This is a genomic window from Polynucleobacter nymphae, from assembly GCF_018882155.1.
GTDB lineage: Bacteria > Pseudomonadota > Gammaproteobacteria > Burkholderiales > Burkholderiaceae > Polynucleobacter > Polynucleobacter nymphae.
Genome location: NZ_JACVPA010000002.1, coordinates 1 through 14,178, shown reverse-complemented (window position 1 = coordinate 14,178; position 14,178 = coordinate 1). Strand labels below are relative to the sequence as shown.

At 40.4% G+C, this 14,178-nt stretch carries 17 protein-coding genes; 3 read left to right on the top strand and 14 right to left on the bottom strand.

The genetic code is table 11. The features are described from left to right. Position 1: 1 nt before the first annotated feature. The 10 genes from ICN29_RS08680 to ICN29_RS08635 form a co-directional block, all read right to left on the bottom strand. Positions 2-1,150, bottom strand: coding sequence for a TIGR03364 family FAD-dependent oxidoreductase (locus tag ICN29_RS08680; protein WP_216132268.1), 1,149 nt, complete (start codon positions 1,148-1,150; stop codon positions 2-4). Continuing rightward, positions 1,140-2,213 carry an iron-containing alcohol dehydrogenase gene (locus tag ICN29_RS08675; RefSeq protein WP_216132265.1) on the bottom strand — a complete coding sequence of 358 codons (1,074 nt, stop codon included), beginning with the start codon at positions 2,211-2,213 and terminating at the stop codon, positions 1,140-1,142. Before ICN29_RS08675 ends, ICN29_RS08680 begins: the two co-directional genes overlap by 11 nt. A gap of 3 nt (positions 2,214-2,216) precedes the next feature. Further along, positions 2,217-3,029 (bottom strand): phosphonate ABC transporter, permease protein PhnE, encoded by an 813-nt coding sequence (gene phnE / locus ICN29_RS08670; protein WP_216132263.1) that lies wholly within the window; start codon positions 3,027-3,029, stop codon positions 2,217-2,219. Next, positions 3,026-3,973: a phosphonate ABC transporter substrate-binding protein gene (phnD, locus tag ICN29_RS08665; RefSeq protein ID WP_216132260.1), complete on the bottom strand. Its 948-nt coding sequence runs from the start codon at positions 3,971-3,973 to the stop codon at positions 3,026-3,028. Before phnD ends, phnE begins: the two co-directional genes overlap by 4 nt. Before the next feature lie 27 nt (positions 3,974-4,000). Next, positions 4,001-4,849 (bottom strand): phosphonate ABC transporter ATP-binding protein, encoded by an 849-nt coding sequence (gene phnC / locus ICN29_RS08660; protein ID WP_216132257.1) that lies wholly within the window; start codon positions 4,847-4,849, stop codon positions 4,001-4,003. Next, complete coding sequence (locus tag ICN29_RS08655; protein ID WP_216132255.1) at positions 4,846-5,400, bottom strand: HD domain-containing protein; 555 nt, start codon at positions 5,398-5,400, stop codon at positions 4,846-4,848. Before ICN29_RS08655 ends, phnC begins: the two co-directional genes overlap by 4 nt. 182 nt (positions 5,401-5,582) lie before the next feature. Further along, positions 5,583-5,861, bottom strand: a complete 279-nt coding sequence (locus ICN29_RS08650) for a helix-turn-helix domain-containing protein (protein ID WP_216132252.1) — start codon at positions 5,859-5,861, stop codon at positions 5,583-5,585. Positions 5,862-5,869: 8 nt separating this feature from the next. Further along, positions 5,870-6,568, bottom strand: a complete 699-nt coding sequence (locus ICN29_RS08645) for a CDP-diacylglycerol diphosphatase (RefSeq protein ID WP_216132249.1) — start codon at positions 6,566-6,568, stop codon at positions 5,870-5,872. 114 nt (positions 6,569-6,682) lie between these two features. Further along, positions 6,683-7,981 carry a lysophospholipid transporter LplT gene (gene lplT / locus ICN29_RS08640; RefSeq protein ID WP_216132246.1) on the bottom strand — a complete coding sequence of 433 codons (1,299 nt, stop codon included), beginning with the start codon at positions 7,979-7,981 and terminating at the stop codon, positions 6,683-6,685. Then, positions 7,978-9,219, bottom strand: a complete 1,242-nt coding sequence (locus ICN29_RS08635) for a glycosyltransferase family 4 protein (protein WP_216132244.1) — start codon at positions 9,217-9,219, stop codon at positions 7,978-7,980. The genes lplT and ICN29_RS08635 overlap by 4 nt, the downstream gene beginning before the upstream one ends. Before the next feature lie 146 nt (positions 9,220-9,365). Between ICN29_RS08635 and ICN29_RS08630 the strand changes: the two genes are divergently transcribed. Continuing rightward, complete coding sequence (locus ICN29_RS08630) at positions 9,366-10,010, top strand: hypothetical protein (RefSeq protein WP_216132241.1); 645 nt, start codon at positions 9,366-9,368, stop codon at positions 10,008-10,010. Between the two features lie 7 nt (positions 10,011-10,017). Here ICN29_RS08630 and ICN29_RS08625 read toward each other — a convergent pair whose 3' ends face one another. Then, a complete protein-coding gene (locus tag ICN29_RS08625; protein WP_255538161.1) occupies positions 10,018-11,676 on the bottom strand; it encodes an aminotransferase class III-fold pyridoxal phosphate-dependent enzyme in 1,659 nt (552 codons plus the stop codon). A gap of 60 nt (positions 11,677-11,736) precedes the next feature. Between ICN29_RS08625 and asd the strand changes: the two genes are divergently transcribed. Then, the gene (gene asd / locus ICN29_RS08620; protein ID WP_216132238.1) at positions 11,737-12,615 is read left to right on the top strand and encodes an archaetidylserine decarboxylase; all 879 of its coding nucleotides are present in this window, start codon (positions 11,737-11,739) and stop codon (positions 12,613-12,615) included. Positions 12,616-12,622: 7 nt separating this feature from the next. On the opposite strand, the gene ICN29_RS08615 is transcribed toward asd, so the two are convergent. Continuing rightward, positions 12,623-13,231 carry an SRPBCC family protein gene (locus ICN29_RS08615; RefSeq protein WP_216132235.1) on the bottom strand — a complete coding sequence of 203 codons (609 nt, stop codon included), beginning with the start codon at positions 13,229-13,231 and terminating at the stop codon, positions 12,623-12,625. Then, positions 13,228-13,467 (bottom strand): hypothetical protein, encoded by a 240-nt coding sequence (locus ICN29_RS08610; RefSeq protein ID WP_216132232.1) that lies wholly within the window; start codon positions 13,465-13,467, stop codon positions 13,228-13,230. The genes ICN29_RS08615 and ICN29_RS08610 overlap by 4 nt, the downstream gene beginning before the upstream one ends. Positions 13,468-13,772: 305 nt before the next feature. On the opposite strand from ICN29_RS08610, the gene ICN29_RS08605 reads away from it, so the two are divergent. Continuing rightward, positions 13,773-13,952, top strand: coding sequence for a hypothetical protein (locus ICN29_RS08605; protein ID WP_216132229.1), 180 nt, complete (start codon positions 13,773-13,775; stop codon positions 13,950-13,952). On the opposite strand, the gene ICN29_RS08600 is transcribed toward ICN29_RS08605, so the two are convergent. Next, on the bottom strand, positions 13,949-14,178 hold a 230-nt coding region (locus ICN29_RS08600), incomplete at its 5' end, for a hypothetical protein (protein ID WP_216132226.1). The two genes, ICN29_RS08605 and ICN29_RS08600, sit on opposite strands and share 4 nt — an antisense overlap.

Below are 14,178 nucleotides of genomic sequence, written 5' to 3'. Positions count from 1 at the left end.
ATTACCCTAACCATTCATCAAAATTATCTTTTGCAAGCCCAAAAGCTGTGCTTGCCCCTGTTCCACTACTTACTATGGCAACCCTCATTGCTGAAGATACTTTTTCAATTAATGCATCGTGTGTGTTGGAGGACGGATATACCCCTGTCCAACGCTCAATCACTGTGTGCTCAGTGATGCTTAAAACTCGATACATCAATTCAATAATCAGTTGTTCAATACTTTCGCTTGCAAATATATGTTCAGAAGACCCATAACGATGGGAATCTCCAACTACCAAGCTACCATCAGCACTTTGCACAACGATCAAATGAATGCCCTCTTTGACATATTCAGGCATCTCTAATGCAATGCGCTCTTTGAGAGCCTTGGCTTCAGGTAACTCTGACCATCCTAAATATCTAGCTAAGCTGTTATCGGTCATCACACTTCCAGGCAGAATGAAGCCTTCCTGCACTTTGATTCTTAGCATTTGGAGCGTGCAAAGCTTCAAATCATATTTCTCAATGTAAGGTTTAGCTATCCCCGTTAAATCAGCGCCGGGACAGATCACAATTCTTTGGGCATCGAATCGATTATTTGAGGTTTGAACAGATGATCCATTAATCGATAAGACCTCGGTCTCCCAATAAAAATCTACGCCCATTGTGTTTTGCAAATAATTTGCCAACTGAGGGATGGCCTCTCTAGATTCGACCCTAAATTCATGGGGGCTGTAAAGAAGCCCTAGAGAATTTTTTAAATTCAGGCTATAAATGTTTTTAAAGCCTAGAGTCTCTAAGTTTGGATAACTTACCTGAGGGAAGTATTGGCAATCAATACCCATAGGGGTTTGAAGAAAGGCTTTTACAACCTCAACTGCCTCTGGGCGCTCACATAAAATCCAAGTACCCTGATGTAATATTTTAATCTCCGCTAAGCAAGCTAATTCTCTCCAGACTTGCGCTGAATAAACTGCCCTTCGCCAGGTGTCTTGAGCACCTTGTCCCGATACGGTGATAAAACCAAAATTACGAATAGAGGCGCCAGTACAGCGCGTGTTTTGCTCAACAATGGCTACTGATAAACCTCTTTTTGTTGCCTCATAAGCGTGAGCTAGACCAACGATGCCAGAGCCTACTATGAGTAGGTCATAATTTTTATTCGCCATGGATCCTAAATCCTGCAAAGTTTTTTCCTCGAGCAGAAAGCCTAACTCTACCAACCTGCTCTTCCACCGTTTTATCACACTCAAGTGGTGGATGTACTGAAAATCCTAAAGCAAGCAACCATTGGTACATCTCTATCGGGGCTGAAAAATACTGGCCTATAGCGCGATCTAAGCTCATTAATATAGAAGGATCACAATCACTGTCAATTAACAATTGCCAAACATAAGGCAACCAGTAAGCGCAAGATTGCCCATGACTTTGTTGACTTCGGGCCGTTTCAGAATAAGACAGAGCATGGACCAGTGCTGTTTGTGTTTTAGCCATTGCTAAACCAGCAGATAAGGCAGCTTCTGAAAGCTGTTCACGTAATTCTAGATTGCTTAAATCATCTCTAATGAGTGGCAAATAATGGCAGATTTTTTTTGCTGCAAAAATGGCAAGATTGGTTGTTTCTTCGGTTCTATTCCTATTCCAAATCGCCTCTAATGCGTGTGAAAGAGCATCGATTCCAGAATCACGCGAAATGACCCAAGGAGCACAAAGAGATAGACAAGGATCGACAATCGCTACATTTGCAAAAACTTCGGGGCCAAAAAATGAATGCTTACGCTGTTTTGTAAAGTCCCAGATGGTTGCAGTTGGTGTGACCTCGCTGCCCGTTCCAGCGGTTGTTGAAGCTAACAATAAAGGTATTTTAGGCAAGGATTCATCTTCTATTGATACGTCTAAATGTTTACTCAACCAAGCCACTCCATCAGGTTTATAGCGCAACACTTTGGCTGCATCCATGACGCTGCCACCACCAATTCCTAGTAATGCAGATTTTTCTAAATCAGCCCAACTCCAAAAATCATCCTGAAGTGCTTGAATGTTTGCAATATCTGGCATCCCCTTTTCGTAGATAGTTTCAGAAAAGATTCTACCTTGCAAAGAAGATCGTATTTTTTTTAACTCTTCGCTAGAAATTTCTGGAATTCGTAGAATATGAAATCCACGGTCTGGATATAAATTACCCAGTTCTAGAATTGATCCGGCACCGAAATAAATACTAGGCTTAGACATTATTTAACTTGCAAGCTTCCTTAGGTAGGAAGAAATCAAATCGATGATGGTTACAGTTGCAATCAAAATGATGAGCACTGCACAAGTTTGAGAGTATTGGAAGCCGCGAATGACTTCATACAAAATGACTCCAATACCACCCGCACCTACCATACCAACAACGGACGCCGAGCGGACATTTGACTCAAAGCGATATAAGGAATAAGAGACCCATAAGGGCATCACTTGAGGCAAAATTCCATACACAATTTCAGCCATCGGATGGGCACCAGTTGCCCTAATACCTTCGATAGGCCTAGGATCTACCGCTTCTACAGCTTCTGAAAATAATTTAGCTAATGTTCCAGTCGTATGGACAAATAGTGCAAGCACCCCCGCAAAAGGTCCTAAACCGACAGCCACAATAAACAACATTGCAAATACCATCTCATTGATAGCACGCAATGCATCCATGAGGCGGCGAACGGGTTGATATACCCATGGGCTAACCACATTAGATGCGCTTAATAAGCCCAGAGGTATGGCAGCCACAATTGCTAATAACGTTCCCCAAATTGCGATTTGAACTGTTATCAGCATCTCGCTTACATACAGTTTCCAATCTTTAAAATTGGGCGGGAAAAAATCAGCAGCATATTTACTCATATTTCCTGAATCTTTAATCAGATCCAGGGGGCGCATTTCTGCGCCCTGCCAAGCCCAAGTCAGCACTAAAAAGAACAAGGCCCACCCTAGGTAATAGGATAGGCCATGCCTCTCTTCAAACGCGCGTACCTTAGCTCGATTTAATGAGAGCTCTGAAACAGACTCGCTCATTTGATCTTAGCTAAAGCCTCATTTAGTTCTGCAACTTTTTTAGCTTTCTCTGCATCGCTAATAGTGGTGTCAGACTCAACTTTACGCAAGTCTTTAAACAACTCCAATTGGCGAATTGGATTTAATTGAGCATTCGTAGAAGGTCTAAATCCACCATAGTTATAAATATTTTTGAGTACAGCCTTTTCTTCCGGATTTGATTTGGCATAGTTGTATACAAACTTTTTTAATTTCTCTTTTGTATCTTTATCTAAATCGGTACGCCATACAAATGGATCGCTAGGAATTAATGGACTTTTCCAAATGATCTTGATCTCCTGAGCAGCTTCAGGCTTCGTTGCTGTCAAGCGATCAATCTCTTCAGAGTTATTTGTCGCAACATCAAGCTGTTTAGCAAGAATTGCTTGAAGATTTGCGCCGTGACTTGCATTTCTAACTGTCTTAAAAGTATCTCTAGCGTCAATATTTCGTTTAGCAAAGATGTAGTAGGTTGGCACAAGAAAACCAGATGTGGAGTTCGGATCACCAATACCAAAATTAATACTCTTTCCGTTTTTGATCACATCATCCACGTTATTGTAGGGTGAGTCTTTTTGAGTAATTAAATAGGATGTATATCCTACAGCGCCATCAGCAAAAACAACTTGCGCGAACACTTCACCGCTAGCGCGATCAACGGCTTCCATAGCAGCTTTATTTCCAAACCAAGCTACTTGTACCTTATTAAAGCGCATTGCCTCAATCACTCCAGCATAGTCTGGTGCATAGAATGATTTGACTGTTAGACCAGTTTGCTTCTCCATGTCTCTAAAGAAGGGCTCCCAACGATCCCTCTGCGCAGACGCAGAATCTGTTGAAATTACCCCAAAACTAATTTCTTTGGCCTGTACTAAGCAAACCGATAAGGCCATACAACCTGCGAAGAGTATTTTGCTTAACTTCATTTCAATCTCCTAATAAAAAATGAATACCTAATGAACTAATGTGAGTTTTGGCTCGGAAATAGCAGCCTCTTTAAGAGCAGAAAAATCCTCATCTATCACCAAATCTTCCAAATTTGATCCGTATAACTCTGCCAATATGGCGGCAGTTAATTCTTTGGTGGGGCCATCAAAAACTACAACACCTTTATTTAAAGCAATCGTTCTCTCGCAATACTTCCTGGCAACGGGGATCTGATGCAAGCTAGTCATGAATGTCAGATTTAATTTTTGAGATAAATTAACAATCGTTTCCATAACCTTTCTGGCAGACTCAGGGTCTAATGACGCTACTGGCTCATCTGCCAATAAAATTTTTGCGCCTTTAATCAATGCCCTAGCAATCGCTACTCGCTGTTGCTGTCCACCGGATAGAGTTGAAGATCTTTGATAGGCAATATCAGCTAGGCCGACCTTATCTAGAGCATCCAATGCCCTAGCCTTTTCTTCCAAGGAAAATTTTCTACATATAGTCTCGAAAATACTCTTTTGAGGACAAATACCAATTAAGACATTGGTAATGACATCTAATTGATTTACTAAGTTAAATTGCTGAAAAATGATGCCAATTTCATTTCTAATTTGGCGTACTTGATTGGACAGCTGCCCATTGGACTGAATTTCGCGACCATTAACTGATAATTCACCGCTACTTTTGTCTAAGGTCTCTAAGCCTGATATGGCTCTAATCAGAGTAGATTTTCCAGAGCCTGAAGCGCCAATTAATGCCACCCTCTCACCAGCAACAATATCTATGGTGACATTGCTCAAGGCCTGATTCTTTTTTCCACTTGAAATGAATGTCTTATTTGCCGCTTTTATTGTTAACACGCTGCTCATTGGCACTCCTTAGCCAAATTGAGCAACTCGGCTATCAGTTCTGCTTTTGTAGGTGTTTTCAAGTCAGGATTTTTAGCGCAATCATCCCAAGTACGTAATAACACGGCATCTTTTGCATAAGGGAGTGCCATAAATTGAGAGCACTCATTTTCAGACATCTCGCCACCCTGAAGTTCTAGGCTTCTAATGGAATCGGCAGACAAAGAGTTACGATAGTCTGGATAAGTAGTCACAAGGTAACGTTTAGCTAAAACATGCATCAATACAGGCTGGCTCACTTCTTCAGAAAAAATACTCAGGAGATAATTTCCGCCCACATGCTCATGACGATCATCGTGACCATAAATCGTTGGAGTACCTTCTTTTTGGGATAAAAGATGGCCGATATCATGTAGCCAAGCTGCTAATTGCAATTGAGGGCTAGCGCCTTGTGCCTTAGCAAGTTGCCCGCATTGCCAAGCATGAGTCAATTGAGTGACCCCTTCACCTTCATAGTGAAGGTCGCCTTTTTCTTGGTATAGGTTAGCTAAAATGCAGGAAGATATTTGCATGCTGCCAATATGGCAATCAAATATTACGAATGCGTGTCAGTAAGCAGAAAATAAGGTCAAAAACTTCAGAGAGCCTGAAATAAAAGCTATTTCTCCCTTGTAGTAAGGCGCCCTTTTAAATCTGTAAGTTTCTGTATTTAAATAGGAAAATTATCTTGGATACATATTTAAGCCCAAAACCGTCATAAAAGCTTGAAACTAGATTTATCAGCATCTTGAAGATATTCCGCTTCTTTAAGACCTAAATAGCGTCCAATCCTCTTTGCAGCATGAACTTTAATTTGCATCGTATAGAAAATAAGAAATGAATCGCTTTCTTCCATTTCTTTAATCTGCCATTTGCTAAGACAAACTGCTTTGGCTAATTCTTCTTGCGTTAGTCCTTTTTCTTGACGAGCTTGAACTATTAATTCTTTCAATATATTTAATGATTTGGAGGGATTTGCTTTCCTTAGGTTCATAGCAGCCTCTAATTACAGGCCCATTGAGTAAAGGCCGCCTCTGGACTGTTGGGTGTAGTAATAAGTATATATTTGCCAGGAGCTGACTGTGCAACCAATACACCATATTCACTTAACTCTTTAAGTTTTGCATCTTTTTCTGCTACTGCCCAAACATGCTCTAGGCTATCCACATGTACTGGAGAATATTGGGAGAAATTACCCCGAGCATTTTTATCTAACCTAACTAAATGAATGTGCAATTGATTCTGTGTTCTTTGTGATTTTGGATTGACGACTAAAGCAATTGAGCTAGGCTCCATTCGCTCAATTGCGACATCCCAAGAAAATTTCCAAATGCCCTCTTGACGATTTGCATCTTCAACACCAGTCACAATATCTCTTGGCATAGCAAGCCCATGAACAAAATCTACAGGACATCCACACATTTTGATATCTCGTATTGCAACATATTCCTTGTTAAGCACCCATACTTCGTTTGTTTTTTTACACTCATTAATACCACCGCAATGAGTATCTCGCCTTGGTAGCATGCACTGACTGCAATAATTTTCGATTGACGGATCCACGCATTGAGATGTGATGTGCCATAGGATGTCACTGTTAGCAACAGAAAGTGCAATAGCTTTTGGTACAACACCAATAGTTACCGTTAGCGCAAATAGAATCTCAAGCCATAGGACTTTGGAATTAATTCGCAAAACCATCTTTTAACCCTAAAAATTAAACTAGATTTTGATGTTCTACTTTTCATGTGACATCTTTATGAATGTTTTTGATCATTTTTGTCATATTGAAAGTATGTATATTGGACTAATACTCTAAACTTCCCATTGCTCTAAATAGATAGCTGTGAAATGTTGATACATAATCAATAGCATAGCTAAAAAAACAGTTGCTCCAAAACCGATAATGATGACTGGCAAGCTAAGATCTAGCCATAAGAGAATTGAGTAAACGAGAAGCATAAACAATACTGCCAAGTTTTCACTAAAGCCTTGAACAGCAATTGATTGGCCAGTTGGCATCAATGCATGCCCCCGATGTTGTAATAAAGCATTCATCGGAACCACAAAATATCCCGACAACCAGCCTAAAAGCATCAATAAAAAATAAGCTGGTAAATCATTTAATGTGAATTGAATTGAGTAAATTTGGAAGAGCACGATTGGCGGTAAAAGCTCATCGCTATACATACCCATTAAACAGACTACCAAGCCCATCAGAGCTCCACAAGGTAATACACTGGTGGATCGCCTAAGAGAAACTTTACAAGCTGCATAAACTGCTCCCCCGGCAACACCGATTGCAGAAACTGCTTGTAATGCAGCACTCTCTGAAAGATTCATATGCAAGGCATATTCAGCCCATTTCAACATGATGAATTGCAAGGTAGCTCCAGCCCCCCAAAATAGGGTGGTAACAGTTAAAGAAAGTTTACCTAGCCGGTCACGCCACAAGCCCGCAAAGCATGTTAAAAATTCTCTCACTAGATTACCGCAATGAAGGTTCAGTTTTTGGTAGTGGAATCCTATCTTTAAGAGGGGTATATTGAGCAAGGCAGCCATCATATAAATGATCAAAATTAAAGACAGCGACGGCACTATAGTGGGCAATATCGCTCCTCCAATAAAATCTTGGGTATATTGCTGAAAAAAGTGCCGTAGTAAATCACTGATCAAAAAGCCCCCCAATAAAGTTCCAAAAATAATAGAAGCAATAATGAGGCCTTCCATCCAGCCATTTGCCGCTACCAACTTATCTGCTGGGAGTAGCTCAGTCAAAATTCCATATTTTGCAGGCGCATATAGTGATGCGCCAATGCCAACAATGCCATATCCTAATAATGGGTGCATCCCAACAAGCATCAGGCCACAACCACCGGCTTTAAGTACGTTAGAAATCAACATGACTTGGCCTTTAGGCCTGGAGTCTGCAAAAGCTCCTACAAATGGAGCAAAAAGAACATAAGGAACTACAAAGGCGATTTTCAGTAACGGGGATACCCAATCAGGCTCTTGCATTGAAACCAATAGAGCAATGGATACTATTAATAATGCGTTATCAGCGAGTGATGATAAAAATTGTGAAAATGCAACCGTATAAAAAATACGATTCATTGCTTAATAAAAATTTCTCTTAATGTAATTGCTGAAGACGACTTATCTTTTAAATGTGAATTTAGCAGTAAATCATGATAATTGTCTTCTAATTTTTTTGTGACATTCTCCCATGAGATATCTAAGGTTGTTTGCCTTGCATGCGTTCTCAATTTTTGAATTTCAAGATCATCGCTTAAGAGCTCAAGACCTCGTGCAATAAACGATTTCGCATCATGTGGAGTGGCTACAAAACCATTGACGCCATGGTCAATATATTGACGCGCTGCTGCGTAATCATATGCTAAAACAGCTAAGCCACTAGCCATTGCCTCGAGCGTCACATTTCCAAATGTTTCACTCAGGCTGGAAAATAGAAAGATATCTCCACTAGCATAATGTTTTGCAAGAGCCTCTCCAGTCTGCATGCCCACAAAAATACTATTAGGACAGCTCAACTTTAAAGCGCCTTTTTCAGGACCATCGCCTACCCACACCATTTTAAGATTTGGATCTACTTGCAACATTGCTTTAAAGGTATCTACAGTGACCTGTAGATTTTTCTCAGAAGCAAATCTACCAACATATATGACTACCCTTTGATCATCCCGAATTCCCCATTGCTCTCGCAATTCATGACAACGTTTTGTTGGATTAAATAATTCAGTATCAATTCCTCTTGCGATTACTCTGAGCCTTTCAAAACCATTGCTGAGTAACTGATTTTTGAGATCTTGGGTTGGCACCATTGTGAAGTTGCTATTGTTATGAAAATAACGTAGATACCTTTGAATAGGACTTTTTAGGAAACTTAATCCGTAGTGCGTTGAGTAAGCATCAAAATTTGTGCGGAAATCAGAACAAACAGGAATGTTTAATTTTTTAGCAGCCTCAAGGGCCGACCAGCCCAGAGGGCCTTCAGTAACAATATGGACAAGACTTGGTCTATCAGATGACCATTTTTTTAACAACATATTTTTTTGTGGGAGGCCCATTCTTAGTGAGCTATAGCCCGGTATAGGCACTCCGAATGTCAGTATTTCTTTAAAATTAGATTCTGTTTTGGGTATATCTTTTGAGCCCTGACGTGGTCGGATAAGCGTAATGTCATGCCCCAGTTTCGCTAAGCCGTTTATAAACCGAGCTATTGTGCTAGCTACCCCATTAATCTCTGGAGGATAAGTTTCCGTAACAATAGCAAGCTTTACTGAGGCATTCAGTTTTTTAGTGCTGCTTATTTCCGGAGTATTTAATCTCATTGATGCTGAGTATTCTTGAAGAACATAACAGTTTTATGACATCATAAATTTTTATTTATTACATAAAACTGTAACAAAAAAAATGTAAATATTGGTTAGATTCATAATTGTGTAATGTAAAACTCAAATGTAAAGAGGACTCTAAATTGATTCATTTTCTTGAAACCGTTAAAAAACAGCGCTGGGATGATCATCGCTATTATCACCACAGCAGGATCAATCAATCTCTTCACTTTGTTAGCGCCCTGAGTTTCTTAACTGCCTACTTTTTACTGTTTACCGATCCGATTGCAGCTTCACTACTGGCTTGGTTGGTCGCCATGACTACCCGTCAAAGCGGCCATTTCTTTTTTGAGCCAAAAGGTTACGATGAGGTCAATAAAGCCTCGCATGAATATAAAGAAGAAATCAAGGTTGGCTATAACCTAAATAGAAAAGTTGTTCTTTTGGCAATTTGGGCAGCAATTCCAGCACTGGTTTATGCCAACCCAGTCCTCTTACAAAAATTTGTTGCCTTAAATACTTTTACCAATACTGAAGGATTTATTCGGCAAACTGGTCTTTTATGGCTTTGGCTTGGCGTTGGCGGCGTGCTTTTCCGCACCTTCCACCTCTTTTTCATTCACGATGTTGAGGCTGCCTTAGCGTGGATGACAAAAATTCTCACAGACCCATTCCACGATGCCAAAATATATGCAACCGCGCCATTGTATTTATTGCGGGGGCAGCTGATTGATCCGATGGAGCACCTTGAAATCAGTGAAGAAAATCTGAGCTCAATCAATTCCTAGCGTCTAATTAATGGGAGATGCTTTTTCTAAACAGCATCTCTTTGATGATTTGTCGTTTAATCGCTTTATTGCTCAGACCATTTCCATTCCACCACCAAGCATCCTGCTTCATAGACTGGGCTGCGGCAATGAAACGATCTAGAACAGCTTGCATATCTGAATCACTATAGTTGAGGCTGAAAATAAATCTTCCTGTACCAATCCAGCTAAGCGCTAGACCTTGCTCTTTTAGGTAGTACTGAAACATCCAGTTGTAACGGCTTGGCTCAGTGAAATACACAGTCCAAATACTAGACATGTTGGCAACCCTCACCGGCAAGTCCAATGAAATCAATTTTTCATTAAAGCGATTAGCGCGGTGATTCCAAATATCATCTAAATCCACATACATTTTTTGAATTTCTGGAGTCTCAAGTTGCTCTAAAAATACTTGCATCGCTCCCATTACGTAAGGGTGTGAGTTAAATGTACCCCTTGCAAAACAGATGTCAGCTGGTTTTTCATCCCTAAACCGCTTCATGAGATGACCTAATCCGCACACTACGCCAATTGGTAGACCACCGCCTAAGGTTTTACCGTAAGTCACCATGTCGGCCCGTACGCCAAAGTATTCTTGGGCGCCACCCTGAGCCAAACGAAATCCCACAAAAACCTCATCAAAAATCAGAACAATTCCATTCTCCGTGCAGACTTTTCTTAAATCTTGAAGCCATTTGGTATATGCATCACGGTCATAATGGGCTTTTCGTGAACTATCTAATAGGGATGAGTCGCCAGGCGCCCCTTTGTTGGGATGCATTGCCTGTAGTGGATTTACTAAAACACAGGCAATATTTTTACGATTACGCAGAACACGTAAGGTGTCTTGGTCAACCTCTTTTAGTGTGTAGGTCTCCCTAGGTGGAAGTGGATTCCCAATCCCTGGCTGAACGTCTTCCCACCAACCGTGATAAGCGCCATTAAAACGGACTACATGGCTTCGCTTAGTGTGATATCGGGCTAGCCTTACCGCCTGCATAACAGCCTCTGTGCCAGACATATGAAAGGATATTTCATCTAGTCCGGAAATAGCTTTCAGCCGCTTTACATTGTCTGCAACGATTGGGTGATAAAAGCCCAAAACAGGTCCAAGCTCAGCAACACGTTTAGCACCATCTTCAATAGATTTTTTATAAAAGTCATACCCCAGAACATTGACGCCATATGATCCAGTTAAATCATAAAAAGTATTGCCATCCAAATCAGTCAACGTAACCCCAGATGAAGACGCCATAAAGCTGCCTGATTTCAAGTGCTCGCTTACAAAAGAGCTAAATTGAAAGGGTACGCGATACCTCCCTGTAAACTGCAAATCAGAGATATTTTGTGCCGCTTCATTTGTCAGGCTAATTGATTTTGCGAAACGCTCCCGGTAGACATGCGATAAACGCATAAAACCAGTTTCTCTTGAAGATGAGATGTTATCTGGCGCCCCATCAACTTTAAAAAAAGAATCTCGATTAAAAGAGTAAAAGGGAATTAAACGAGCCACCCTCTTTGCCATACGTGAGTGACCAGATAAGGAAGGATGCTTAGCCTTCGATAGCTGTAATCTTGTATAGGCCTTTTTAACAATCCATACTCCAAAGACTGCACCGAATATACTTAATGCGACCCAACCATCCATATATGCTCCGATTATTCTTTCTTTACACTTTTACTTCATTTATTTGACACAATTATGTCAATGAAAAAAACCATCCAAAATATCTTATCCCAGGAAGATCTCAATTTTCTTCTGACAAATCGCATTCCTCGTAATACGCTTACTCGCTTTATTGGCTGGTTTAGTCAAATTGAAAATCCAGTTGTGGCCTATATTTCCATACAGATTTGGAAATTCTTTTCTGCACTTGATTTATCTGAGGCAAAAAATCAGAGCTTTAAGAGTATGCATGCATGCTTTACACGCGAGCTCAAGCCACACGCAAGGCCGATCAATCAGGACTCAAGATATCTAGTGAGTCCCTGTGATGCTCTTATTGGCGCATCCGGAAAAGTGAGTAATGGAGAAATTTTTCAAGCTAAGGGCTTTCCTTATGCCTTGAATGACCTGATACCAAATAAGAGTTTGGCTTTGAGCTATGAAGGTTGTGAGTATGTAACCTTGCGACTCACTTCAAGCATGTATCACCGGTTCCATGCTCCAGCTGCGATGCAAATTAAAAAAATTACGTATATCTCAGGTGATACCTGGAATGTTAACCCCATTGCCTTAAAGCGCATTGAACGTCTCTTCTGCAAAAATGAAAGGGCTGTGATCGAATGTGAATTAAATCACTCAAATGAAGGAATAGAAAAAAGCATCCTGACTTTAGTGCCTGTAGCTGCCATACTGGTAGCTAGCATTCGCTTGCACTGCATTAACGTACTACTCCATCTTGGCTACCAAGGCCCCCAAGAAATTACCTGCGATGCTAGCGTCAAGCGTGGTGAAGAGTTAGGTTGGTTTCAGCATGGCTCTACTATTATTGTTTTTGCCCCAGAAAATTATCAATTACTTTCAAGCTTAAATTTAGGAGACAACATTCATATGGGCGAAGCTTTATTCGAATACTCTAAATAGCCATCAACTACCTACAGGCTAAACTCAGATCCTCTCGATTGCGCTCCATGCCTTCGGCCATCATTTCAAAACTACGTCGTATATTATTTTTCATGAAATACTCTATAGCCCAGTTAGGAATTACAGAGTCTGGCTCGATGATGCTGGCATATCGCACCAAGACACCCTTCTCATTGGTTTGCAGTCTCCATGTTCCTGCGTAGGCCTTGTTACTTCCTTTGGTCTGAATAAAATTTAAGCCCTGATTTGGCAGCTCCGTAAACTCAACTTCAGACCTTAGCCGAATAGGGAATAATAAAATTCGCTCCTCAATTAGTCTTTCTACAGTCACCCTATTGCCATTCCTTCTACGCACTTTAGATTCAACAATTCCTGGAATCGTTTTTACATCTTCATAATCGGTCAAAAAGGTATATGCCTCACACTGACTGACTGGAGAAATGTAGCTAGCTTGCACCTTAAAACCAGCAGCTGATTTTTCTACAAAAACCTGCAAATCATAGGGAGCGATCTCAGTGATTGGAAAACAAGTTTCATACCCTACCAAAAAGAATAGGAGTACACATCGTTTGAGAGTAGCAAAGCGCAGCTTCAAGGATATATCTTTGCTGCTCAAGATTCTTCAAGCTCCAAATCGAGATGCAAACTAAATTCAGCATCCGCTAATTCTGCATATTCCATGGCATTCATCTGATCTTCGAATGATAGTTGCGCAAAATGCTCTGCCGCTATAAAGTTATTTTCTCTATAGTTATCTAGGGCTAACAGCTGATTCCATGCCGCCTTTTGATAAAACTCAGCAGACTTTCTTCTGAGGTCAATAATTTTGTCACTGAGGTTTTGATTTAGCAATTTCTTCTCCTTCAATCTAAAATTGAACTTAAAGTGATGCTCCACCTTTCATGTGACATCTCTATGAAATTTTCTGATCATTTTTGTCATATTTGGGGGCTATATATCAAGTTCAAATGTGACAATTTCACCTCTTAAAATTTATTCAGAAATATTTTATCTTGCGATAGAAATGTCATATTTAATCCTTAAAAATCCAAGTTACTTATGGGATATGTGGATTAATTCCAATTGCTACTGGTTGTAGTTGGTTTGGTCAAACAGCCCATAGGTAACCATTACCGATTAATTTAGGGAGAGAACTGATGACTACCTTTACTACTGAAGATCGCGAGCTCGTTGAAAAAGAACCAATTCCTTTTTACGGCTATTGCTATTTAACTGATCCATCCCCCAAAGATAAGAATGCGCTTTTGCAGCCGGTCTTAAAGAAAATGAAGGTGGAATATCGGGTAGATGATAGTAGCGAAGATTCAGAGGATTAGGCTCTAGCGCTCTTTATGTTTCTTGCCAAATTTTTCAGGCTTGCCGTTTCCGTAAAGACACCAGGATTTAATTTCTTCTGAGAGCTTTTCCAAGTCACTTGAACTGCTGTCAATTTAGGTCCACTACTTGAGAGAGTTTTTCTATAGTAAATCATTGCAGCATCATAGGTTGATTCTGGATGATTCTGGGTACTTGTGCCTGGGGTGCTGGTGGTCTGTAATCCAA